The 24464-nt window shown below is 52.0% G+C and carries 15 protein-coding genes; 4 read left to right on the top strand and 11 right to left on the bottom strand.

Features of this window, described 5'->3' with window-relative positions:
- Positions 1-17: 17 nt before the first annotated feature.
- The 3 genes from AC6I8N_RS25510 to AC6I8N_RS25500 all read right to left on the bottom strand — a co-directional run bounded on the left by AC6I8N_RS25510 (position 18) and on the right by AC6I8N_RS25500 (position 7612).
- The gene (locus tag AC6I8N_RS25510; RefSeq protein ID WP_497831409.1) at positions 18-1148 is read right to left on the bottom strand and encodes a hypothetical protein; all 1131 of its coding nucleotides are present in this window, start codon (positions 1146-1148) and stop codon (positions 18-20) included.
- A 107-nt stretch (positions 1149-1255) separates the two neighbouring features.
- Positions 1256-4246: a hypothetical protein gene (locus AC6I8N_RS25505; protein WP_497831408.1), complete on the bottom strand. Its 2991-nt coding sequence runs from the start codon at positions 4244-4246 to the stop codon at positions 1256-1258.
- Between the two features lie 153 nt (positions 4247-4399).
- Positions 4400-7612, bottom strand: coding sequence for an autotransporter family protein (locus AC6I8N_RS25500; RefSeq protein WP_497831546.1), 3213 nt, complete (start codon positions 7610-7612; stop codon positions 4400-4402).
- 466 nt (positions 7613-8078) lie between these two features.
- Here AC6I8N_RS25500 and AC6I8N_RS25495 point away from each other — a divergent pair, with 466 nt between their 5' ends.
- The 4 genes from AC6I8N_RS25495 to AC6I8N_RS25480 all read left to right on the top strand — a co-directional run bounded on the left by AC6I8N_RS25495 (position 8079) and on the right by AC6I8N_RS25480 (position 11621).
- Positions 8079-8783, top strand: coding sequence for a response regulator (locus AC6I8N_RS25495; protein ID WP_497831407.1), 705 nt, complete (start codon positions 8079-8081; stop codon positions 8781-8783).
- Positions 8784-8787: 4 nt separating this feature from the next.
- Positions 8788-10062 carry a sensor histidine kinase gene (locus AC6I8N_RS25490; RefSeq protein ID WP_497831406.1) on the top strand — a complete coding sequence of 425 codons (1275 nt, stop codon included), beginning with the start codon at positions 8788-8790 and terminating at the stop codon, positions 10060-10062.
- A gap of 81 nt (positions 10063-10143) precedes the next feature.
- A complete protein-coding gene (locus tag AC6I8N_RS25485) occupies positions 10144-10920 on the top strand; it encodes a MipA/OmpV family protein (RefSeq protein WP_497831405.1) in 777 nt (258 codons plus the stop codon).
- A gap of 350 nt (positions 10921-11270) precedes the next feature.
- On the top strand, positions 11271-11621 hold the full coding sequence (locus AC6I8N_RS25480; protein WP_497831404.1) for a hypothetical protein: 351 nt from the start codon (positions 11271-11273) through the stop codon (positions 11619-11621).
- A gap of 119 nt (positions 11622-11740) precedes the next feature.
- On the opposite strand, the gene AC6I8N_RS25475 is transcribed toward AC6I8N_RS25480, so the two are convergent.
- From AC6I8N_RS25475 to AC6I8N_RS25440, 8 genes are read right to left on the bottom strand one after another with little or no spacing between them, the layout of a single operon-like run.
- Complete coding sequence (locus AC6I8N_RS25475; protein WP_497831403.1) at positions 11741-12187, bottom strand: IrmA family protein; 447 nt, start codon at positions 12185-12187, stop codon at positions 11741-11743.
- A 1-nt stretch (position 12188) separates the two neighbouring features.
- Positions 12189-13772, bottom strand: coding sequence for an SUMF1/EgtB/PvdO family nonheme iron enzyme (locus tag AC6I8N_RS25470; protein WP_497831402.1), 1584 nt, complete (start codon positions 13770-13772; stop codon positions 12189-12191).
- 42 nt (positions 13773-13814) lie between these two features.
- Complete coding sequence (locus AC6I8N_RS25465) at positions 13815-15029, bottom strand: ABC transporter permease (protein ID WP_497831401.1); 1215 nt, start codon at positions 15027-15029, stop codon at positions 13815-13817.
- Complete coding sequence (locus AC6I8N_RS25460) at positions 15019-15747, bottom strand: ABC transporter ATP-binding protein (protein ID WP_497831400.1); 729 nt, start codon at positions 15745-15747, stop codon at positions 15019-15021. Before AC6I8N_RS25460 ends, AC6I8N_RS25465 begins: the two co-directional genes overlap by 11 nt.
- Positions 15747-17705, bottom strand: coding sequence for a vWA domain-containing protein (locus AC6I8N_RS25455; RefSeq protein WP_208726992.1), 1959 nt, complete (start codon positions 17703-17705; stop codon positions 15747-15749). The genes AC6I8N_RS25460 and AC6I8N_RS25455 overlap by 1 nt, the downstream gene beginning before the upstream one ends.
- On the bottom strand, positions 17705-18694 hold the full coding sequence (locus AC6I8N_RS25450) for a hypothetical protein (protein WP_497831399.1): 990 nt from the start codon (positions 18692-18694) through the stop codon (positions 17705-17707). The genes AC6I8N_RS25455 and AC6I8N_RS25450 overlap by 1 nt, the downstream gene beginning before the upstream one ends.
- On the bottom strand, positions 18688-21381 hold the full coding sequence (locus tag AC6I8N_RS25445; RefSeq protein ID WP_497831398.1) for a virulence factor SrfC family protein: 2694 nt from the start codon (positions 21379-21381) through the stop codon (positions 18688-18690). Before AC6I8N_RS25445 ends, AC6I8N_RS25450 begins: the two co-directional genes overlap by 7 nt.
- Positions 21381-24455 (bottom strand): virulence factor SrfB, encoded by a 3075-nt coding sequence (locus AC6I8N_RS25440; protein ID WP_497831397.1) that lies wholly within the window; start codon positions 24453-24455, stop codon positions 21381-21383. Before AC6I8N_RS25440 ends, AC6I8N_RS25445 begins: the two co-directional genes overlap by 1 nt.
- Between the last annotated feature and the right edge of the window lie 9 nt (positions 24456-24464).

The raw sequence follows: 24464 nt of genomic DNA, 5'->3' as shown, positions 1-24464 counted from the left end.
AGCGCTTTACCTCTTCGTTACTCCTCTATTTCCATAGTCTTACTTTTGGTTTTTCTTGCTCTTATCGCTACTTCAGATTCTTTGATGAATTTATTGATTTCACCTTCTGTTGGTCGCTTGTAGAGATGGAGGTTGAGTAATTTTTTCTGTATATCATGCGCCATGATAATCGATTGCTCCTTGCTTAACGTTGGATGCCAACCTGCGCTTTCAATTCCAGGCCATCCTCTCTCAATTCGTTCTTCAATGCGTGAAACTAAAAATCTTTCCGTGATGATATTATCTGATTTTGCACCGTTACATCCGCGGCAGACTGCAAGTAAGTTGTAATCTGTATTGTTTATTAGACAGTTACGTCCTTTCAAACGGGAATCGATATGGTCTATCTGAAAAGCCATATCCTGATAAACACCGAGGCAATAAAAGCAGAGTCGGCCTGTCCAGTTATTTAAGTCGGCTCTGAGTTGATGGTTTACCAACTCTTCGAAGACCTGATGTGCCTTGAATGGCATACCTGATCCCGGCGCGCGCCAGGCACGGATTTGCTTCTCTCCTTCATTCAATAAATTATTTGTCAAAATCCCTTCAGAAAGCGTCATCTCGTTCCATTTCGCGAGATAGCTGAAGAGTTTTTTGTCTCCCTGTGGCATATATACTGACATGATCTCCCAAGCCAGCTGGGTTTTCCGTTCAAGATGAGACAGGTCTGACAGTGCCGGACGATGAAATTCTATTGCATCATCCATTGTGGATTTTTTCGGGAAATCATCACCTTTCTCATTATTGCATTTATTGCAACAAATTATCAGGTTGTCAGTGTCATGAAGATATTTTTCGAGTTCTAATTTAATATTGGTGTTGCCATGCAGCCTGTTTCTGTTTTTATAAAGCTGATATCGAAGGAAGATTTGCTTTGGGATAATGTGATCGACTTGAGTTGCATGATGACCGGTGAATTCAAGGCACCAAGGGCACAGAATAACATCAACCTCTTCATTAATGGTTACCTGAGGTAATAAACTTAAAAAATGGTCCCTTACGGCAGGGGCAAAGCCATTCGTTTTTTTATCATCATCCAAATTTTCGGGAAAAGGCTGTAATTCAGCATTCTCATATCTAAATTGGTCTGTGTTGTCTATGAACCGCATATTTCTCCCGAACTATATAAGTACGCAAGTTTCAGCGCCTGGGAACGATCAGCGCTGATTTTGCTGGAATGAGTTACGAGTTAGTACCCAAAAGATATCAACATGAATTATCCCGTGATTCGACGCAGAACCTTCGGCCTTAGCGTTCTGGCTGCCGGATCGTAATCCAGAGCGACACCTCGAATTTTGGTCTTATTCGCTGCTTCCGCATCCATACCAACTGGCACTTTAATTTCATCAATATTCAGTGTTCTGGCACTTTCACTCATTCCTGCCAAACCGAACCAGGGGCCTTTATCAACCAGTTGATACTCAAAGGCGAGGTGTTTTTTTGGACTTTCGTGGACACGCAACCTGATGGCGTATATTGGATCTTCGGGAAGAATCAAGAAACGGTCGTCAACACAGACTTCACCATAGTCATGTAAGAAATCACGATCTTCCTTATCTTTATCTGGTTCGTCCTCCCAGACCTCTGTTGCACTTCCACTTAGCCTCTGAGCGGAAATTTTCATTTTAAGTCGATGGTATTCACCACTGACCAATTTACGGTCCTTACCACGTTTTTCGAGAATGAACTCTATCCCGGTTAAATAACCGTCAACTTTCAGTTCTCTTTTATCGACGGTTTTAACCTTTTCACAGGTCTGCATATTCCCGGAAGGGGTGGCAGAGCTGAATCCGACGGGAACGATTCCGACAGCGACATCATGATATCGGATAATATGAGCATCCTTTGCGTCCGTACTAACGGGTTGACCTGTCTCATCTGGTCTGGCGGCAGCGTAGAGATAAAACTTATCCGCAGGCACTTCCCCGGTGTAGAACATGTCATCGGTATCACACTTGAGAGCCTCTGCGGAAAGACTTTTCCCCCGTGCGATCACATTCTTCTGTGGATCAAGGGTGAGATACACATCGGATGATTGTGCTGGATTATTGCTACCAATACGGATGGCCGAGACTATCGTCCCGTCTTGTTTGCGATTCCACAGTTGATGTCGTCCACCAATGTCGGGTTGCAGGAGCACTCTGCGTTGTTCTGAACGCCCAAAGCTGTAACCCGTGTCTTCACATCCTTCCACCGACAACACCAGGCCAGTTGGATGAACCAGCTTGCCATAACACTCGTATGCATCAATATTTTTCAGGTCGTCGGGTGTTGCTTCATCAACACGCCACAAGCCAGTGCTTGATGGGGTATTTCCGCGCAGGCGAAATTCGGGTTTACCATTCAATGGTAAGGAGAGGACATAATCAGTGCCGTAAGCGATATTGTGTATTTCTCCGCGACCGGTGAATTCCCACCTTTGATACGGAGAGGAGCCTAATTCACTCAGGCCCAGCAACAATGATTCTTTCTTCGGTTCGATTTTCACTGCCGGGATTTCATCAGTGTCTTTGCCACTATCTTTCTTTACGGTCGGGACAGGTGCTGAAGAGGGAACAGGCTCAAGCACGCTCAGGGCAAATTCTACTGACTTCTTATGGCCTGGGAATCCACTTTTTATCGGTATAGCACTGACGAGATGGCCTTCTGGCGTTACTCGCCACAGCTGCTGACGTGTCCAGTCAAAGAGTTTTGCTGACAATTCGGGATTCTGAGGTGTTTCGCCCTTGAGAGAGAGGCAATGCTGGCTGGCAAGATTTTTTATGATCACATAATCAGGTCTTGCGAGGTAACCCACCTCAGTCTGGTAAGCACCATAAAAGAGGAAGTAGGCGTTACATTCGCCGGTAAGGTGCGACGTGGTATTACTTGAGACATACTGTTTTAACATGTCCCATACCCGTTTGCTCAGTTCCTCACTCAATACTTCAATACTGGGGATGAGTTTTTCACGCTGCACAGCCGCCCATCTTTGGTATTCATACAGGGATTCAGCCCATCGACCGGCTTGTTCGACGACCGTACCTTCGCCGCCGACCGCATGAATGGTGTATGTTTGCGTTTCATCGACATCCTTACTGCGGGTGTCAGTCTGTCTGCCATAATCTGCCGAAACGCCTGCTTCCACCGATGCTGACCATGTCTCCACACCGACTTTGACCTTCGCCGCGAAGCTTGTGGTCATAGATGCATCCTTTTCGGTACCGGTTAGCTCCTTTACATCAGTAGCAAACAATCGACCACCCACGAGCGTTTGTGTAGAAACAAAGTGGCCAAAACTTCCCAGTACTTTCACTAATTCTTTGAAGCACTCGGCGACCCCACCTTTAAGCAGAGCCTGGTTACAGGCATATTCGAATTCATCACTGGCGCAGGGTTCAGACTCATCGAATGAGAGTTCAACTTTAGGCAGAAAGAAGTTTGCGGTTGTATAGATCGTTTGCCCTTTAACGCCGCCGTTTTGTGACTCCGCGTTATGGTAGGCACCCGATATGCCAACACCCACGGTGGCCACCGTTCCAGCCGCAACATTGAGTGAAGTTGAGATATTCGTAACCCCATTTTTCTGGACCTGATGCAGGGATTCCGATGAGGTGTAGTAATTCTCGAAATAGCCCGAAAAGTTAGGTTTGCGGTAGAGGAGGGTGGCGACTTTACAAGGCCCCGGATTTGCAGAATCGTGGCGCTTCAGAACTTCCCTGAATCCTGTTTCAACTGGGTTTGACAGGCTGTGATCAATGATGAGTCCTTTATAGAAACCGATCCGGTCAAGCAGATCTTCTCTTTGTGCCAGGTTGAGGTCAAAGAAATCAGTCGCACTTTGGAGTTGCGCGTCGTTTTTAAAGAGTCGGACGAGTTCCTTCTGAGCAAATTGTTGTTTTTCCAGACTTAAACGTTCGAATGTTTCAACAAGGGGTTTGTTTATCTCCGGTGCAGACACCCGGACGGCATTCAAAAGCTGCGAACGTCGGTCTTTAGCTTCCTTTTCACGCTGTTCGACAGATTGCTTCTTACTGGCGATTTCCGTCTTCAGTTCTCGTTGTGTTAATTCAATCGCTTCATCTTCATGCGATGTCGCAGTGTTGGGGGCTTTGGAAGAACCGGATGTTTTCATCCCGAGTTCTTGTTTAAGACGTAACACAGCCTCAAGAGCGGCTTGCTGATCTTTTTCGATCTGAGTCTGTGGTTGCTTAGTATCCTGAGGCATGAGCCCGGCTTCTCCATGATGACGTGGTGAGACCCTCTGCAGTTCTGACACAGAGTTCCGCTGTAAAATTTCCAATAACATCCTGCCCTGGATTTCATGCCTCTGAATTCACCGGGCAGGGGTATGCCGCGCTACGCAAATGTTATGCGTAAATCAGAACCCGATATTCACACGCACCATAATCATCTGTGAACGTGTCTGCTGCTCATCCAGTCCGAGTGTGCCCTGGTAGGCGATGCCTGGCGTGATATCGTGTGGGAGCAGAAAATCAATGCCGAACCCCAGGGCCAGCGTCTGGGTGCTCTGCTGATAGAGCGACATGCTCCAGGTATCGTTACCCACATCCGCATAGCCTACGCGGGCTTTGCCGTTGTCATTCATCAGTTTGGCATACTCAAGACGACTCTGAAGTTTCACAAAGCCCCAACGGGTCGGCACGCTATGTTCGCCGCGCAGACCGGCTCCCGTCACGACCTGTGCAAGCGTCTGAGGTGCGTAGGCGAGGTTAAATACACCGGCATCGGATTCGGCATAAGCATCAAGCCAGGTACGGTAATACTGAATGCGCGCATAGGGTGAGATGAGGCTGCTGGCAGTACGGAACTCGTAACCTGATGTCAGCGAACTGAAAAACTGACGGCCTGAGCGGCTGCCACGCGCAAATGCATCTGACTCACTCACATAACGTTTGCTGTCGAACTCAAGACTGCTATAACCCAGCAACCCATCAATAAAGAACGCATCCGGGTGCCAGCTGCCATACAGGGCGGAGCTGATTGAGCGTCCGTTTTGCCGAGAACCGGAGTCGCCTACGTCGCTAACGTCGCGGCCAAAGCCAATCCCCATGCCTGCGGTAAAGGATGGCGTGAACCGATAGTCGCTGCCGGTGGTAATACCCACCAGGGTATGGCTGAAACGCACGGCATCGTCTTTATCACTGCCAAAATCGATGTAACCACCGGTCCACCATGACAGGCGGCTGTCCTCACTCTGACGGGCGAAAGGTGTGGCTGGCGGTTGCGGTTGTGCGCGCTCATCCTGATAGTGGCGCTGTTGCTGCCAGGCGCTGGCCCACAGGTCTTTATCTGTATCTCGTTCGGAGCGACTGGTCGGCATGGAAAAATGGATGCCATTGTGCCCGGAAGGGAGACTGGCACCGCTGTGAAGCTGCTCCAGACGATCGTTAAAGTTGCGGATCTGTGCTTTGGCAAAGTTCTGCGCTGCCTGTACCTGTGCGCTGATCAGGCCAATCACGTCAGCATCACTGGCCGGATTGGGCCGGTCGGCAATGGTCAGGGTGACGGTTGCTGGCTGGGCAGTGCCTGATGCGCTGCTCAGTTCATAGCGAAGTGCAACGGTACCGCTCGCCTGAGCCGCAGCGGTAAACAGTAGCTGATACGTTGCCCCCGAGGACTGGATAGTCGCTGTACCGAGGCTGCTTTGTGGTTGATCGAGCAAACGCGCACCGGTGAAAGGCCCGCCGGTGGCACCCTCAACCAGATTTACCTTCACTGACTGTCCGGCATACAACGAAGCGCTGTGATCAGCAGCCACAGGGACAGCGGCGTTAACGGTCAGCGTATAGGTTGACTGCACGGTTGCCGCGTTCGCGTCAGTTGCGATGAGGGTAAAAGAAGCGTTGCCCGCAGCAGTTGGGGTGCCTTTTAGCTCGCCATTCGCAAAAGTCAGTCCCTGGGGCAATGACCCGTTCAGTTGCCAGCTGTAAGGGGCCGTGCCGCCTGAAACGCTGAAGGTCTGACTGTATGCGGTTCCCGCCGTCGCTGTTGGCAATGTGCCGCTGGCAGGTGACATTGTCAGGCTGGTGGCCGTCACCGTCAGCGATACCGTTGCTTCCTGGGAGGTACCGTATGTGTTGGTTGCACTGTAGGTGAAGCTGTCGCTACCGGAATAGCCACTTACTGGGGTGTAGCGGATGCTGGTGCCTGCAACCAGCGCCGTGCCGTGACTGGCCTGACGGACAATTTGCAGGCTGGTGACTGCACCGGCGATTGCCAGAGTGATGCTGTTGTCGCTACTGCCTGAATCCACCGATGCTGTGACATCGTTTGCAACCGGCGCAGTGCCACCTGCGGTGACATTCAGAGTGTAGTTAACCGTGCTGCTGGCACTGTTACTGTCCGTTGCTGTGACCTGGATGCTGAAGCTTCCTGTCTGAGTCGGCGTGCCAGAAATAACACCTGTGCTGCTGTTAAGTGTTAATCCTGTTGGCAATCCCGTCGCGCTCCAGCTGTAGGGGGCAGTGCCGCCCGTGGCCGTTAATGTCTGGGACCATGCGCTGTCTGTTGTGGCGGCGGGAAGCGTACCGGCCGCTGGGGAGAACGTGAATGTGGGTGCCGTGACTGTCAGGTCCACGCTGGCATTAGCCGATGTTCCCGCGCTGTTGGTCGCGTTCCAGCTGAAACTGTCGCTGCCAGAATATCCCGCGGTCGGAGTGTAGGTAATGCTGGTTCCCGACGCGGTGGCTGTGCCATGTGCGGGGGCCGAAGCAACGGATACAGAGGTCGCTGTGCCACCACTGGTGGAGAGGGTTATCACATTATCTGTGCTGTTCGCCGCGACAGTGGCGGTACTGTTGTTTGCCACTACAGCAGCTTCCGCTCGCGTCACATTCAGCGTATAGGATTTGGTTATGGCGTCCTCGGCCGTAACAACGATGGCAATGGCGGTTGATGCACCTGCTGTCAGACTGATGGCGGCAGAAGCAGAACCTGATGTCACTGTGGTGCCATTCACCGTGACCGTTGCATTGGAGTCGGTGGTGGTCGGGGTAACGGTGATGGTGGAGACACTGTTCGCTACGGATGCGCTATAGCTGGTCGTACCGGCACTGAAGGAGGGAGAAAGTGTACCATCCGAAAGTGCCAGGCTGCTCAATGTTGCATCGCTGGACGGAGTTGCTGCCGTACCGGAGCAGGTAACAACAAAATTGCTGAATTGACCATGTGACGAGGTCAGCCTGATACGAACACCATCGGTTGAGAGGGTTCCCGCCAAATAACTCAACGTCACGGTATGCGCAGAGTTGCTGATTGACGATGAGGCATAGTAGTTCTGGAATGAGGTTTCTTCGTAATCAGTCATACCAAAACTATCGGAGGAAGATGGGTCTCCATTATATGCACCACCGCTATCGGTGACGGAAACCGATAGCGTATCGCCAGCATCAAACTCTGATGCAGGATAAGCATTTGTGATGTAATTCAGTGACGTTGAACCGGACAGCGCGTTGAGTGCGGTACAACCGGTGGAGAGCGCAAAAGCGGAGGTGAGCGTGGATATGAAAAGTATGAGAAAAGTGAATACCCAGCCCACTGCCCGTTGCAGCCTTTCAACGTAACGCATCATCATTCACCCTGATTATTGAATATTTTTTATATTAATTAAGATTAATCTTATTCAATACAATTATCATGAAAGTGTGGCGAGTGATAGCTGAGAGTGGCGGCTTTTTTTCCTTCAATTCACGGGATTGCAGAAATCTGCCAGGTGTCATGGGTAGGCATAAAGTTACTGTGGTTTATTAATTCATCTTATGTGTAGGGGGTGTACTTAGCCGTAAATAGGGCTGGATAATTTAAGTGTTGGAATGTGGTGCTACTTATCAACATAAGACTGAAATTTATATCTGCATAGAGGGATTAAGTGCAGTGGACTTTAATTGGTGTTTTTAACTTATCATCTGCTTTACTTCTTATCATCGGCGAAGCCAGTTCACTGCTTCGATCCTGCACCTGTAATTTCTGAAACTCATCTCCTTTCCTGCTGTCTTTTATAAATGTCTCCGCTTCGTTTTGACAGGAATATTAAAGACATGACGACAGTTTTGCTCATTGAGGATGATAACCGTCTGGCGCAAATGATCGTGCCTTACCTGGAGCAATATGAGTTTGATGTACTTCATAGCGCCAGCTCCACAGACGCGCAGTCCCGCATGAAAATGAAGGATTTTGATGTCGTATTATTGGATCTGATGCTCGGAGATGCCGATGGCCTGGCATTATGTCGCCAGATAAGGGCTGAGTCTCACAACGACCCGGCAATTATTATGGTCACCGGACGAGGCGACCCGGCGGACCGGATCATCGGGCTGGAGGTTGGCGCTGATGATTATCTGCCGAAGCCCTTTGAGCCGCGTGAATTGCTGGCGCGTATGCGCGCCGTACTTCGCCGTTTGCGTCCAGGGACGTCCCAACGTGGTGACATCAGCGTGATCCAGTCGGGTGAGCTGGAGATCGATACTGCTGCACGGACCGTCACACTACGACAACAGCCCTGCCTGCTCACCTCGTTGCAATTTGATGTGCTGGTTTCATTGGCTCGCCAGGCTGGACGGGTGTTGAGTCGCGAGCAAATATGGCAGACGGTACGCGGGGAGAGCTATGACAATTTTGACCGCGCTATTGATGTGCATATTGGGCGTATCCGCCAGTTGATTGAGGACGATCCGCGCTCCCCAAAACGCATTATCACGGTGCGGGGAGTGGGTTACGTGTTTTCTGCATTATCGGAACGCTAATGCCATGAAACGCATCGCAGATTTTCCCATGCATTTGCAGATCTTTTTTGCGGTGCTAAGCGCCATCGTGTTGGTCGTACTCTGTACCATTATCCTCTGGCTATGGAATGACGATAACAACCGTAATCTCAGTGCATTTGCGACCTTCAGCGAACTGGTCGAGCAAAATCTGCCTCCTGCATCGGCGCAAAAAAGTGTGCAGTCAGCTGCAATAGATGACTGGATGCAGCGTACTCATGCGCGCTTCGCGCTATTTGATGCCAATGGTCAGTTGCTGAGCCGGCCGCTTTCGCCAGAGATTCCTTTACCGAAACAAGCCAGACGAGGGGGGTTCTTTGATGACGGGTATGGAACACGTTTTGTCTGGCAATTGCAGGATAAACGGCTGCTGGTTATTGAGTTCAGCTCTGACCGCAGGGAACGCCCGTGGTTGTTTATCATCATGCAACTGGCATTGGCGGTCACTGTCGCGTTGATAGCTTTTCCGGTGATTCGCCGACTAACGGCGCGTCTGGAATCCCTGCAACAAAGTGTTGAAGCTTTGGGGAGGGGAAACCTGGCCGCACGCGTGCCGGTGACGGGGAAAGATGAAGTCAGTCAACTGGCCACCAGCTTCAACCGGTCGGCCGCGCAAATCGAAACGCTGGTGCAGTCGCAGAAAACCATGTTGGCTAATGCGTCACACGAACTACGTTCACCGTTAATGCGTATCCAAATGGCCTCAGCACTCCTGGCGGGGGAACCTTCTCAGGCGCAACATGAATTGCAACGCAGCGTGGCTGAACTGGACACGTTGGTTGAAGAGATACTTACCCTGAGTCGGCTGGAAATGGCGCAAAAGGTCATCGCAGGTGAATTTACCGCCACCGATGTCACGGCACTGGCTGCGGAAGAGTGTGCCAGGGCTGAAATCGATTTGGTTGCTGAACATATTGTTGCTCAGGTTGATGCCCGCCTGATACGCCGTTTAATGCGCAATCTGATTGAAAACGCCTTGCGCTATGCCGGTCAAGAAGTGGTTATGCGTTTATACCGTAGCGATCCGGATAATTTGTTGCTGACTGTCGATGATCGTGGTCCAGGCATTCCTACATCAGAAATGACACGCATTTTTGAGCCGTTCTTCCGCCTGAGCCGCAATGAAAATGGCACAGGTTTAGGGTTGGCACTCGTGCGTTCGATTAGCGAATATCACGATGGCGAGGTAAGTGTCATTAATCGCGGTGGCGGAGGTGCCAGCTTCAGAGTACGCATACCGCTGTTACATAACTTTACCTGAGGTAAAAAGAGGCGTTACAGGCGGCTGATGTAATGGAGACCAACACTTGCGCCAGCCCTGTAACGAAAAGGATGAAGTACCATGCTTTCCATTCCCGTGCAGTCTGCTCTGCTGTTGTTAATTCTGTCGGCAGCTTTACCCGCCCTCGCTGAGGAGTCAGATAACGCCTTCAGTGGATTTATTGGTGGAGGCGTCGGTGTAAAACCGAAGTACTCAGGAGCCAAAAAGAACGATACAACCTTTCTTCCTGCGGTGAGAGTGAACTACGGCCCGTTTTTTATCGGTGGCGTCGATACCCTGACGGCGTTCGGTTGGCAGTTTGCCAAAACCGAACACTGGACATTCGCCCTGGGAGCAGGTGCAGATCTTTCTCCACGCCATGAGTCAGATGACGAATATCTGCGTGGCATGGGCGATATTAAAACTTCGCCGCGCGCATTTACTTCAGCAATTTACCGCATTGATATCCTCAACGCCGGATTGATCCTTTCACAGGATGTGGGGGGAAATCAGCAGGGGTTTCTGCTGACAACTTACGCCAATCTGTCGTGGCGTCCCTGGCAGGATCTGCGACTCTTTACTGGCCCAAGCCTGAGCTGGGCGGATAGCGATTATATGCAGACACAACATGGTGTCTCCGCGCAACAATCATCACGTAGTGGTTTAGCCCGTTATGACGCAGACGCAGGGCTGGAGAAGATGGGATGGGAAGTCGGGGCCGATTATGACCTGACCTCATCCTGGCGGGTATCGGCCCGTATCATGGCTCAACGTCTGGAAGGTGACGCCGCAGACAGCCCGCTGACTCAGGAGAAGGAGCAACTGAGTTATGCCTTATTATTGGCCTGGCGTTTCTGATAAGCCTGGCGGGTGACACCGACTTACTGAGGTCATCTGATGACCGAATCCCTTACCATGTAGCTCCACTGATCCTGAGAACGCCAGCGTCCTTTTCCCCAGCTTTGCCAGGTAACACGAATGACCGGCGGTGTTTTTATCAAACTGATTGGTCATTAAAGCTAAAGAAAAACTCGGCGCTGCCGATAACAGTCAAGGCGTTGATTGCCATTCGCAAAGTAAGGCAAATCCTGCATTCCCATGTTCCTGTATGGATGTGAATAGGGCAACCAATGCGTACTTTCTGGGTTGGGAAAGGATAAATTTGGTCAAATCTGGTCAGATCAATTATTTAAAAATGGAGATTACACATGGCAACTAAAATTAAGATGGAAAATCCTCAGACGGGTGAAAGTGTTTTTGGTTTCTATGGATATTCATGGACAACACTTTTATTCGGTGCTTTTCCAGCTTTATTTCGAAAAGATTTTTTAACCTTCATTGGTGTGTTTGTGGTTTGGGTTATTTTAGCCTTTCTTACTATGGGTATCGCCCCTTTCTTTATGATGTTGGTATGGTCATTTATGTACAATAAATACTATACAACCGGGTTGCTGAAAAAAGGGTTTATTTTTGCTGCCACGCACACCGAAAATGAGCTGGCTGCTGGACGCCTCGGTCTGAAGCTCAACAGCAACAATTGCAGTACTGTCGCCCCTTAAACTCCGTATCAGCGACAACGCAATCAAAAGCATATTCTTGCACTAAAACACCTTGCGTCACCGCAAGGTGTTTTAGTGCTGATTTCAGTTAGCGTAATTGTCACCCGTGGTCTTCAGGGCTAATTGATACTTATTTTCAGTGGTTGATAGTATTGCGGGTCGAACGTGGACAGGGGCAAAGGCTGTTTAGTGTTGTTGCCCAATAATTCCTCGGCCTGAGTAATGCTCACTGAGTCAGCATGTTGCACAGCTTCGCAGTCAAACTCTGTTGAGGTGTCTACAGAGCGAGTGGCGTCACTGTCACCAAAAGGTGGCACGTTTAACGTGCCTTCGCCAAGGGGATGACCTGTTTTATCTTTCAGCTGGATGGTTAGCGCCAGTGCGTTAAATTCTCCGGCACCTCCATTATCCAGCCTGAATACCAGCGAACAAACGCCCTGAATCCACACGTTATCGGTATTTCGAATACTAATATAGCGCTGTGTTTCGGCAAGGCTGGTCGACTGCCAGCCAAACCCGAGTAATACCGTTGCCAATAAAAGTCTGCTTGAGCGTCCCATGTTCATGTTACTTCTCCTGTGCGATAGCTTTAGGGGCGTTGATCTGTTTACAGGTTTCCAGCCAGCCCGCAGTATCTATTTTGCCGTTTGCCAGATACGCCTGCTGATTCTGCCAGTGTGCGGCCAGGAAGGGCTTCAGCCCGGAAAGCCGCTTGTTCAGCGTGAGCATTTGATCAAACACCGTGACTTCATGTTGCAGGCCCTCTTTGCCATACAGGGTGGCGGCATCAACCAGGCTACTGGCGTAATAGCCTGTCAGCTGCTGGAGTCTGTCGGACTGCTCGCCCAGCTTGGTTTTGCGAATGGCACAGTTGGCGTCGCTGGCGTCTTTATTTTTACACAGCAGTTCGTAGTTATGATTTAAGAAGTCAAGGAAACGGCCATCATCCTGCAATTTGGTACAGAGGAAGGAACCTAAATTCAGGCTGGCGCGAATCGACTGGTCACGCTCTTCCTGCTGTTTCTGGTTGCTGGCTCGCAACTGGTTTTCCAGGTCTTTCAATTTCTGCTTCAGGGCAGAGTCATCAACCTTTGATGCGAGGCTGCCCAGCGCTTTGACCGTGTCTTTAGCGTCATCGTCTTTTTTAGCGTTAGCCTGACTATCCGCGCCAAGTGTTTCCCAGCTTTTTTCCAGCTGTTTCACTTTATCGGTTGAGGTGATGGTTGGTGCCACCAGCACCAGACGCAGACCGGTCGTTTTGCTACTTGCAGGGGTGGCCTGGTCGTAGTAATTCACCTCTTTACGCGTCGCGCTGCGAATTTCTGTTGGGCCAGAGAGGAAGTTACCGCCCCGCACCACAAAGCCGCCAGCCTGGCCGTGCAAACGATTGAGCTTATTGAGGTAAAAGGGATTGAACATCATCTCTGACACATTGCCCAGCATGTCATACAAACCCAGCGGATTGGGCTGTAGCAGGCCAATAAGCTGCACTCTGCCATTGGAAGATTGCGCACCTGAGAACCACTCATAATTCTTCATATCGTCCATCGGGTAGTGCTGGTCGCGGAATTCGGCGCTATTCACTTTCAGACCGCCGCGTGCGGCAAATTCCCACTCTACTTCTGTCGGCAGGCGTAAAAAGCCTGCATCACCGTCTTCCTGCGGCAACTTATCCATAGCATGGCTGCGCAACCACTGATTGTATTTATCAGCCGCACTCACGGCATCGAACCAACTAATCCCTGTCACCGGCAAACTGAGCTTGCGGGATGGCACAGGGCAGGTGCCTTCGGTCAACGCCTGATATTGCAGGGTGGTCAGTTCATACTTCGCCATCAGGTAATAGCGCCCCCTGGCTTTTTTGTCGGTAAAACTGCCCGCAATAAAAGCGGGATAACTGTGTTCGATCACCCCCCAATCCCCAGTGTCCTGGCCCAGCGTAATCGGCAGGTCATCGAGTGGCCCTGTCATCGGGATTTCGACACGACGAAACGCCATTGAGCCTTCGCAGGGCATGGGCAGAATAATATCTTCGCTATCCGGTTTCGGGTTCCAGCTATTTTCTGTCCAGGGCTCCGCCAGCGCAGAAGAGACATTGGCGAGCAAGCCAAGAACTAACCAGTAAGGCAGTGAGGAAGGCGTTAAGGTCACAAACAATCTCCGCTAATCATCAAATAACTCAAAGGGGGGGATTCACACCTCGCGCAGACTCTGCGCAGGTTCAATATTAATGGCGCGATAAGCGCCGATACTGGCAACCACTACCGCCACGACAACGGTTATTGTCATGGCCAGCAAGCTATGCGCCCAGGTGATTCGGCATAACATCTGATCGGTCGCCTGGCTACCGGCAAGCGCCCGGTTAAAAATCTGACTGGCGATCAGATAGATGCCGTAGCCCCCGATATAGGCCAGCAGGCTGAGCAGGCATCCTTGCACAATGACATAGGCTCCCACGGCAGGGCCGGTAAACCCCAAAAGCCGCAGCACGGCAATATGTTTGCGTTTGCGATCGACGTTGGCGATAAATGAGCCAATAAGAGAGGCGATACAGCCAATCAGGGCGGTGGCGGCAATGGTATTGAAGATTAGCCCCAGCACGCGGTTGATGCTTTTCACGTTTTCAATGTCGGCGAGACGACTCGAGGTTTCGATGCGTTGTGCGCGCAGATCGCGTTCAAGGCTGGCAACGTCATCGATGCTCCGTGCATATAATCTGGCACGCGCATAGCGGGTGGGTTTGTCACTTAATGGTTGCCCACTGCTCACGCCAAGGGCCGGGATCGCGTAACCGTCTCTGAAATGTTCAAGCATCAGCAGCAGGGAGGATTGGGTAAAGATGGCTGCGCGGTTGAAATAGATGGCGGGTAAAATGCCGACCACCACCAGGCTCCGTCGCCCCCATTCCTGGCGTTGATCCAGTTGACGGCTGACACGCAGAATCACGTTATCACCGACCTTAACCGCCAGTTTTCGTGCGGCTTCCTGGGTTAACACCACCTCATTTTCCTGCTGGATTTTGAGATGACCCAATAGCGGATCACCGATATCGGTCGGAATCACTTCGGCATTTTCAATGAAATGGGTGCTGTCCACTTGTAAGTCGGTCAGCGTATTGAGCGACCGCGTCTGCCCTATGGCAAATCCCACGTCGGGACGTTGGCGTAGCTGCGCTATCCATTCCGGGTCATAGCTGCCGCTGCTCAACATTCTGATTTCGAGATTGCGCGGATCATTGGCAAGCTCGTCCTGCAATTGGCTGACAATGCCAAACCTTAAGCCGAACAGCAGCAGGAGTGGGGCGATTACCGCAACCAGAGATGACGTAATACAGAAAGAGATGATGCGGTCGTGCCACAGGTCTTTCAGTGCCAGGCGTCCCAGCAACAGGATACGGTTACAGGACAAAGTGGCTTCCCCTTTGGGATTGTTCCCCTGACAGGTCAGATGCACCAGAACCAGGCCGGGCAACTAAACAGGGTAAATTGAAACGTTGCACCAGTGGCCAGTCATGGCAGACAACCAATGCCATCATGCCTTCCTGAGCAACCAGGTCGATAAACAGGCGAAAAAGTTGCTGTGCATTGTGGGGATCCAGTGCCGCGGTAGGCTCATCGGCCAGCACCAATGCGGGACGATGCAGAATGGCACGAGCAAAGGCGGTGCGCTGTCTTTCACCAAATGACAATTGCGCGGGCTGTTTATGTAGCAGAGGTCCAAGTTTCAGCGCATCAACGACCCTGTTCAGCATCGCTTTATCCGCTGACTTGCCCAGCAGCTGGCACGGAAGCTGGATGTTGTCCAGCACGCTGAGAAAGGGAAGCAGCCCGCCATTTTGCAGCACAAAGCCCAGATGGCGCGCGCGTATCTCAGCCAGTTCGGCTTGCTGGTTGTGAGTAAGTAAGGAAGCCACATCCAGCGGCGTTTCGCCCTCCAGCATAAAACGCCCAATGCTGGCCGGGCGTAACAACAAGCCGATCGCTTCCAGCAGGGTGCTTTTGCCACAGCCACTTTCGCCGGTCACCGCCATGACCTGGCCTGGCCGCAGCCTCAACTGCGGCAGGTAGACAGGATGCGCGTGATCCCCTTCACCACGCACCACATACAGGTTGTCTATGTGTAGCATCAGGGCATCATTTCCAGTGGGACCGGATAGACGCGATCGCGCGGATCGCTGCCTTTGGCCAGCTCCACCCAGCGGTCAACATCGGCATTGTATTTCTGGTAATAACGCAGCTTGGTGGAAAGCGTGCGGATGAATTTCTCCTGCGACAAGCCATCCCAGCTTTTCCAGGTCTCTTCATCAAGATTCAACACGTCACTCCGATAGGGCAGGTCTGCCAGGTATTCGCCTAACACGCCGAGATCGTTGATTTTGGCGTTATCCTGCTGCTTAAGCTGGTTCGGATCGGCACCCATAGTGGCGGCAACGGAACGTAGACGCTCAAACATTTTATTCGGCGAAATCATGCCTTCATTAGCGGCTTGCAGGATCTGGCTCACCACATCACTTAAATCACTCAGCTGCCCTTTGGTCAGCAGTACACGAACGTCAGTGGTGGGGATGTTTTGCTTGATGAGATCGCGATCGCTGATCCAGGCCTTAAACACCAGCGGAGCCTGAGTGTCGTTCTTTTTACCCAGCCAGGCCAGTTGCATGGCATGGCCAATCAGGGCAGTATCCCCCAGCAATTTCTCTTCAGGCGTCTGCTTTTTGCCATCATCTTTAGAGTAGAGTGCGCTGCCGATGGCCGGATCGCCCATATAGGCCGCTTTGACCTGCTCGGTAATGGCACCTGCCAACGTATCAACCTGTTGCCCGAAGGTTTTCAGATCACCGGCATCAACGGATTGGTAGAGATTGGACTGCGTGCTGTCAAAGTTAGACAGGTCGCGGTACTGGCCTTCCGCCTTTGCATGGTCATTCTTGCCTGACGGGGTTTTCAGATGCAGGGTATAAATCGCAATCCCCTTGTTACCGGCTTCCAGGCGCAGCTGTTTCGCATCAAGCCCGGTAGACGAAAGTTTGTTGCTGCCATCAATGGCGCCCGCGTCGGTGATCAATACGATGTAACGCGCGCCGAAAGGCGTCCAGTCGATGCTGTCGATAGCAGAAAGAACGCCGGAGTAAGCATCTTCATCAACCAAAGAGCTGGATACTTTGGCTTCTTTCAGGCCCGCGACTTTTTGCAGGAAATCATTGCCGTCCTTCACCTGGTTGGGGTCGGCGAAGATCTTCGAGGTGAACTCCAGACCGGGTACCGCTTTGGTGTTGGAGCGGAAGGAAACCAGACCAAACTTAACCTGATCCTGCAAGTGTTCCTGTTTAATCTTGTCATAAATTTTGTTGACCGCTTCTTTGGTGCGATCGATATACGGACCCATCGAGATGGTGGAATCGATGACGAAAACGACCGAGGCATTAAAGCCTTTAAGCTGATTAACGTCATCGGCCTGTTTCGCGTTGGGGTCTGCCTTGCTGACAGAAGCGACATTCAGTAAGCGAGTATAAAACCCACTCTCTGTCATGATCTCTTCGCCACTGAGGATCGGCAACAGGTAGAACTGCTTTTGCAGATCAACAAAGTATTCCGGCTCTTGCGCTAAAACACCGTCAGCATGGCCGTCGCGTTTAAGATGAGCGCGCAGCGGCGCAACTATTGAGACGGGGTCCGGTGCAGAGAGAATATCATCCAGGCTTTTCTTGTCTTTAAAGAACACTAACCGGTCGCGGTTCGCCGGGTTGGTAAAGGCAAGGGTCAGCTGCATTTTCCAGTCAACGGTGCAGGACTGGGGTAACCAGCCAATGGTTTTGCCATAGCTATCTGGCCCCACTTTGACCCAGCTTTGGCCGTTCACATCCGCTTTTTGATAGACATAAAAGCTGCTAAATGCGGGTTGCAGTTGGCCCTTATCATCGCCAGCCGTCGTTGCCAGTTTGCAGCCTGGCGTCGTCAGAACCCTTTGAAATAAGGTTTTCTTGCCTTCCTGTAGCAGAGGTTTGTCTCCCTCTGCTGCCAACACCTGGCTGGTCAGAAGCAGGCCACATAACGGCAGGGCGAGCCGAAGAAAATGTCTGGTCATTATTTTCTCAGCTCCGCAAGGCGTTGTTTGGCTTTCTGATTTTCTGGATCGGTTTGCAGCACGGTTTCATACCAGTAAGCAGCGGTATCCGCGTCCGGGGTTTTGAAACATTCGCTTGGCTGGTGACCCTGAGGATCATATTCAGCGGCATAGGCGAGCGCGATCCTGGTATCACCACCCTGAGCACTGTGGGCGTACAGACGCTGGGCCACACCGCACTGCTTCGCCTGTTTGGCTGCCTGAATGATGGCCAGCAACTTGTCACTGTCGAGCTTCTGTTGTACGCAGTTTTGGACAAAATCGAGCTCGGTCTGACTTGTCAGGTTGGCGGGTGAACACGCGTTAGCATCTGCTTTGGCTGCCTCTGCCACCACCGGGGCTTCCGGTTGTTTCGCTGCCGCGGGTGGCGTGGCGTTGTCGCGTCCCATAAACCACCAGAGCGCGCCGGCGGCAATCAACAGCACCAGCAGCACGGCGATGATGATCGGAACCAGAGACGTGTTGCGTTTGGGCCGCGCGGCTGTTGGTGTGCGAATGGGTTCATCAGGCGTGGGTTCGGCCTCAGTCTCCGGAACGGTTTCAGGTGCGGTGTCCGGTGTATCCAACACGCTACTGCCACCATAGTGGGCGGTTTGCCCACGGGCACCAGAAGAGAACAACTCATCGCGTGCCAACTGGAGTGTGGTGATCAGGGTTTTACCGGAGGCCAACTTAGCCTGAATTTGCACCTGACTGGGGCTGGTCAGCAGGGGATCAAGGATGTCCGGGCCGATACGGAAGCCGCTGCCATTATTGAATGCATACCCGCCATTGATGGTAAACCAGTGCGGCTCCGGGCTCCAGTGGCCGTCAGGCTGCAAATAATTCTGCTCGTTGTTGCACAACGTAAAGTTCAGATTGGCCAGCAAGGCGTCTTCGTCACGCAGGCGAATCATCAATTGTGCAAATCCCGGCTCTGAAGGTTGGCACGGTAAAATTTTAGCTAGCATGACGGGTTCTCTTGTTTCATTTGGCCGATGATCTGGCCCAGTTGCTGATTTTGTTCAATGGAGATATCACTGGTTGCACTGTGGCCGGCGTTGTTCAACGTGAGCGCCATTAATGCTGAGAGCCAGTCGCCCAAATAGGCCATCCCCGGTTGAGGCGCGACCGCTGCCAGTTGCGGCAATTCATCGCGGGCAAGCGTGGCCTGGCGGGCAAACACTTTCTTTTTCTCGCCAACGTAGCTGTCAGGGATTTGCGCTTCGGGCAAAGTGAGGTAGCCAAACCAGGCAATAAAGTCTCGCAGCGCCAGTTGAGCACGTTGCGTCTGGCGTGCCAGCAACTGCTCCCGACGTGTTCCCGCCTGTTCCTGACCTGCCAGCGCGCGCTTGAGCGTACCTTCCAGATCCAGACGTGTGGCTGCGGTAATCAACTCTTCACACAACAAATTGATGGTTTCACTGTTCAGCCCCAGTTGCTGCCAATACGTGGTTTGCTGCGACAGTTCTCTCAAATGCGCGACCCAGGCTTTAAAGGCCTGATGAGCGAATTCGTCATCCTGACCGATGCGTTCTGGCGCGGGTGCAATCGCGGAGGGTTGCTCCTCGACCGAATCCTGACCGAAAGGATTGCTGCCAAACGGGTTACTCCCAAAGGGATTCGCAGCAAAGGTGTTTTGCGGACGCTCAACCTCGCTGACTTGCGGCACTTGATCCTGATCGCGAATGCTCAGATAGATATTGTTCAGCTCATGGGAAGGCAGATCTAAACGACTGATCATCTCCCCCAAACTCTGCGGGCTGGCGGTTAAGCCCTGCCACAGTTCTTTGGCAATGGCTTGTTTTTTTTCTAACTGGCCGTCGCCGTCATGCTGGTACCAGCGGCCAAGGCGTTTTTCTGCGATTTCGATGCGACATTGTTTCAGCTGCTCACGCAGGCGATCTAATTTAAACGTCAGGTGGGCGACGCCACGCAGTGCCCCGGTCAGGCGAGAAACGCCGCCATCGTTGAGCTTGAGCATCTCCTGCCATGCCTCATTGGGTGCGGCAACATGCCGTTGGACATTTTGACGGGTCACAAAGGCGCGCCCCATGGTGTCGATGATGTCCTGGTAGCGATCGGTAATCGCCACCTCTTTCAGGCTCTCCTGCCCTGGGACATTTTCAAGCTTCAGGAACGGCGTATCTATGCCTGGTTTACGTACCAGGAAACAGTTATCAAAGGGTTTGCCCGGTGACCACTCTTTCAACCACTCGTACTGGGCAAAACGTTCCAGCAGAGTCATATGTATCATGCCTTCCCAGGCTTCATTGAGCTGACTCTCCGTTTTCGTCAGATTGTCCTGGATGCGCACATCGCACATGGTAATGGCCCAGAACAGGCCAGCTTTACTTCTGGCACGTTCTTCAGCCGTTTTGCCTTGCGTCTTCTCGACCCAGCGGGTGAGAACCGGACCCACATCGGAGACGTCACTTTGTTTAGACGAGCTGGCACAGACCACCAGGGCATTCATCTCCTGATTATCGGTGTAGCGCTCAAACAGATAGGCGACTTTGCCGCGTAGCAACAACTGCGATACCGGATTTTTACCCGACTGAGCCGCATCTTTCAGGGCGAGAAGTTTGAGGCGACCGCGATAACCGGGGAAGTCGAGTAAGTCGACCTGTTCCATCACGCTGTTTGGCGTGACCTCTGCCAACGGGAAAATGAGCTCCGCGGTCAATGCCGCGAGCTCCGCTTGTGACAAGTGGGCGCTACCGGTTTGTTGGTTCTCTTGCCAGAAACGTATCTCGACCAGGCGATCCTGGCTTGAACCGAGGCGATTCAGGCTGTCGACATTCATAATGCTGCCGTTGCTATGCTCGGTAAGCGTTTCTAATGGGGCAAACACCATTTTTGCGTGGTTAAGTTTTGCCAGCACATGGGCCAGGGAACGGTATGTTTCAGTGAGTTCCGGTTGTTCTCCCCACAGCAGAGAAAAAAGGTCTGCACGCTCATGGGGAGTAAGGGTGGGGGCGATTTTAAGCACCTGCGGCCACCAGGCATGCTCAAACTTTTCTACTGATTTTTTGAATGAATCTTTGAGGTAATCCCACAGGGCAACAACGTCCTCCCTGCTGACACCATTGTTGGCATCAGCCTGACCGGCGCGTTGCAGGAAAGGTCGCAGGCGTTCTTCGATGTGGTTTTCATCAAGCTGATAAGTCAGATTTTCATGGTTGAAATCATTGAACCAGGTATTGGCGAGGATCTTGGCCAGGTCGATTTCACTGAACAGGCGCAAAGGAACCGGATAGCCCTGCGGTGCTTCGGGCGCGTATCGGGTAAAGCGCGTGACCAGACCGGTCGCCTCTTTCCCTCCGCCAACCGGATTGACCTCTTTGATAAAGTCCACCACCCGGGTGCCATAGCGTGCTTTCAGTTCGCCATTGCTACCTGCGGCTACTGAAGAGATAAGATAAGACTTACCGGCCTGAGAGATGCCGAAGAAGCCTACCGTCATTGGCGTGCCAGAAACCTGAGAGAGGCTGTTCGCCAGATTACGGGTACGCAGCAAACTCAGATTCAGTTGGTCGGCTTCTGTGTCCAGGCGACGAGAGCCGGTGCGGACATTGTCCACCCAGCCCAGCGCATCCTGACAGCCCCGGGCGATAGCCGCCCATCCTTGTTGAAGAGTAGTTTGTTCGTTGTTCATTATTTTTTCACGCTCCCGCTATCGAGCCAGTGCCGGCTGTCAATGAGTCCTGTATCGGGCATGGTATTGAGTTCCAGCTCGACATCTTTCTTGCCGAAAGATCGGTCGGTGTTGCTGCTGACATCAGCAATGGTCAGACGATCGCTGATCAGCCCTAATTTTTGCGCAGCCTTACCTTTATCAATCGTGAGCCTGACTTTGAGATACGGAGAGCCGCTGTCGATGGATTTCGCTTTAGAGAAATTTTCACGCCCAGACTCGGTGAACCGCAGCGTATATAAGGGGGATGCAGACCAGCGCTCTGCGTCCAGCTGGCGATAACCCAGGCGCAGGTCGCCGCGCATCACGATGCTTGCGGTGGTTGCTTCACCCTCATCATTCATAAATACCGGCAGGATGATTTGTCCGTCTTCAGATTTGATATCGCGGTAGATAACGTCGGCATCGTGGATCAGGTTATCCATATCTATGGTGCCGATATGGCGAATGGTGGAATACGGTTTTAACGCCGAGATACGGAAATGGAAGTTGGGAATACTGTGGTTCGCGCATAATTGCGACAGCATCGCACCCACCGAGGCGGTACTTTTGGGATCGTGAATATGACCGTTTTTATGGAACGGATACCAGGTGCCGGTCTGGTAACCATGCAACGCCAGAATGCGTCCTGGAGGTAACGGCAGGTTGCGACGGACAATCGCCTGAATCCCTGGCAGCTGCGACGGTCGCCCGGTCAGCAGCAGCAGGTCACACTGGTAACAGGACAACACTTCGCACAGCGCTGTCAGCACTTTGTCGATGTTGAATTTGCCTGAGCACATATCGGTGTGCATTTTCGTCAGCGTGATATTGAGGGCAATATCCGCGAGTTTGAAATCCTCTATGCCTCCCGCCTTTTTCACTTCACGACGTACAAAACTATCAACCTCGTCACTGATGCTGTTCGCGGGCAGTAATTCACCGACGCACTGATTGATCAGCAGATAGGTTTGTTCATTCTGTGGATCATATTGCTCATAGCGGGCAAGGAGGTGCAGCGCCAGTGGCACAAACACTTGCAGGGTCAGTTGCTGGCGCAGAACCGCTTCGGCGGCACTAATATTTTGTGAACCGCACAGTTGGGACAGCAACGTATCTACCGAACGTACATTTGCTTCACGCAGCGCCAGCTCGAAAGCCGGTAATACGTAAGACTGAATAACGTCGAGCAGAATGTCATCCCCGGCAATTTTGAAGCTATCGCGGAATCGCTGGTGGGGGATGATATGCACGTTGGCGCCGCCGCCGGTCACGCCATTGCGATCCAGGCGGTAATCGGTGATAACCAGATCTGTTGTGCCGCCGCCGATATCAATTGATGCAATGGTGAGGGTTTCCCGATCCTGACGGTCCGGGCGTCCAAGCGTATTGAAAAAGACTTCCGGATGACCGGCGAAGTTCTGATTGATCTCGGTGTACAGGTACACCAGTTGAGCACAGGACGCTTCATCCCACTCGACGCGGATTTTTGGCAATGGGATCTTGATGTTGCCCTTGCTGTGTTCTTCCTTCTCATCAATATAAGGATCATTCTCACCCGCATGCCAGCGCAGTGATTTCCATACCAGACCCACGGCCTGACGCATTCTTCCATCAAGAATGCAGCGTTCCGCCATCGGCATACCCGGTGGGACCGTCAGGATGATGTGGCGAAGTTGACGCGGAAGACCGGCATGGCCTTCACGAATACGTTGCTCGGGACTGTTGATCTGGCTGATGGCTTGCGTTAACACTTCCGCCAACATAAAGGTCATCAGTGAACTGCGGGAATAGCGTGGTGTGAACACCGGGATGCGATCCATCTCATCCTCGATGGTATGCAGGGCATCGCCTTTCTCATTAATTAAATTGGCAAAAGGAGCGGCAGTGGCAAGGGGATTGGTTTCCTGCAATGAGCTGCCGTTAAAGCGCCAGCCCTGACCATAAAATTTCTCATCCCAGAGATAGCGTTTAGGGCTGGAAAGCCCGGTAGAACCCTCGCTCCCCCGGCGGCGTGACGCTAAGCGACTGGCTTCACCCCCAATGCGGGCGATGGTTGGCCACTGGAAAGCATCGTGGCGACCGCTTCGCACGGAATAAAGGTCTTTGCCAAAAAAGGCCTGGGCGAACTCCACCTTACTTTCAAACGGGTCGATATAGATATGTTCAGGTGTGCTAAGGTCGCGCAGCTTCAGCACGTAGTTGTGCATCAGGCCGGATCCTGACTGCCCGTGATCTTCAATCAAAATGCCGCAGGTGCGGGAGTTACCCACATCAAGAATCAGATCGACCGGGATCGGTTTAATGGCGTTCACTTCACGATTGGCAATCACTTTAAACTGGGGTATCGCGATAGAGGCTGTCGTTTGGGTTTGCAGGCCCTCAAGCGGTTCTGCCATCAGGGACAGCAGGTTAAGGTAGTGCGCCAGCGGATACTGCTGGGCGATCTCTTCCTCTCGATCGTCAATATCCCGCCCTTTGCTGGCTTCATTAAAGACATCGACCAGCCAATCTTTGACCCACTCCTGGGTTAAGTACCAGTTGAGCGCGTAAGTGGCAGTGGCTACTGCAAAGGTCGCACCGGCATTCACATCTTCATGATTAGGGCTAAGATCCGCAGCCGATTGTTGTTTAGCCATGATGCGGGTATCAATCGCCAGCGTCATGCGGTGCGTGTGACCATCCAGGTCGACTTCCGGCAGTTTCACAAGGCGAAAGCGCGCCCAGTTCAGCGGGCCTTCCTGGTAAATATTGGGCAAACTAAAACGGAACAGGGGCAGCGGCAACCAGACGCTGTCCAGCAGTTTCAGGCTCTGCTCAACAGGAATGTCGTACTGGCTTTTCGCCTTCTCAATTTTGTCTGGCGTCGGCTGATAGAAATAGTAATCACGCGGTTCGTTGTAAATCAGACGTGTCAGTACGCCGTTGGCGAGTTTGACAAATTCGCCCGTCCCGGCAGTCTGGCGTTTGAAGGTCAAACCGAAATCCATAAACTGAATTCCGGAGTCGCCGACCAGAGTGACCTGGCGATCAAAAGAAACAATTTCAGGCAACATAATCTATTC

Source organism: Pantoea sp. X-Soil-TKNS-1279 (assembly GCF_059730565.1).
This window is presented reverse-complemented; position numbering and strand designations above follow the sequence as displayed.

What these genes read in the sequence shown, in the direction of transcription:
- AC6I8N_RS25445 (WP_497831398.1), bottom strand. Translation starts at nt 21,381, where the DNA reads ATGAACAACGAACAAACTACTCTTCAACAAGGATGGGCGGCTATCGCC.
- AC6I8N_RS25505 (WP_497831408.1), bottom strand. Translation starts at nt 4,246, where the DNA reads ATGCCTCAGGATACTAAGCAACCACAGACTCAGATCGAAAAAGATCAG.
- AC6I8N_RS25460 (WP_497831400.1), bottom strand. Translation starts at nt 15,747, where the DNA reads ATGCTACACATAGACAACCTGTATGTGGTGCGTGGTGAAGGGGATCAC.
- AC6I8N_RS25475 (WP_497831403.1), bottom strand. Translation starts at nt 12,187, where the DNA reads ATGAACATGGGACGCTCAAGCAGACTTTTATTGGCAACGGTATTACTC.
- AC6I8N_RS25490 (WP_497831406.1), top strand. Translation starts at nt 8,788, where the DNA reads ATGAAACGCATCGCAGATTTTCCCATGCATTTGCAGATCTTTTTTGCG.
- AC6I8N_RS25500 (WP_497831546.1), bottom strand. Translation starts at nt 7,612, where the DNA reads ATGATGCGTTACGTTGAAAGGCTGCAACGGGCAGTGGGCTGGGTATTC.
- AC6I8N_RS25450 (WP_497831399.1), bottom strand. Translation starts at nt 18,694, where the DNA reads ATGCTAGCTAAAATTTTACCGTGCCAACCTTCAGAGCCGGGATTTGCA.
- AC6I8N_RS25455 (WP_208726992.1), bottom strand. Translation starts at nt 17,705, where the DNA reads ATGACCAGACATTTTCTTCGGCTCGCCCTGCCGTTATGTGGCCTGCTT.
- AC6I8N_RS25495 (WP_497831407.1), top strand. Translation starts at nt 8,079, where the DNA reads ATGACGACAGTTTTGCTCATTGAGGATGATAACCGTCTGGCGCAAATG.
- AC6I8N_RS25440 (WP_497831397.1), bottom strand. Translation starts at nt 24,455, where the DNA reads ATGTTGCCTGAAATTGTTTCTTTTGATCGCCAGGTCACTCTGGTCGGC.
- AC6I8N_RS25510 (WP_497831409.1), bottom strand. Translation starts at nt 1,148, where the DNA reads ATGCGGTTCATAGACAACACAGACCAATTTAGATATGAGAATGCTGAA.
- AC6I8N_RS25480 (WP_497831404.1), top strand. Translation starts at nt 11,271, where the DNA reads ATGGCAACTAAAATTAAGATGGAAAATCCTCAGACGGGTGAAAGTGTT.
- AC6I8N_RS25485 (WP_497831405.1), top strand. Translation starts at nt 10,144, where the DNA reads ATGCTTTCCATTCCCGTGCAGTCTGCTCTGCTGTTGTTAATTCTGTCG.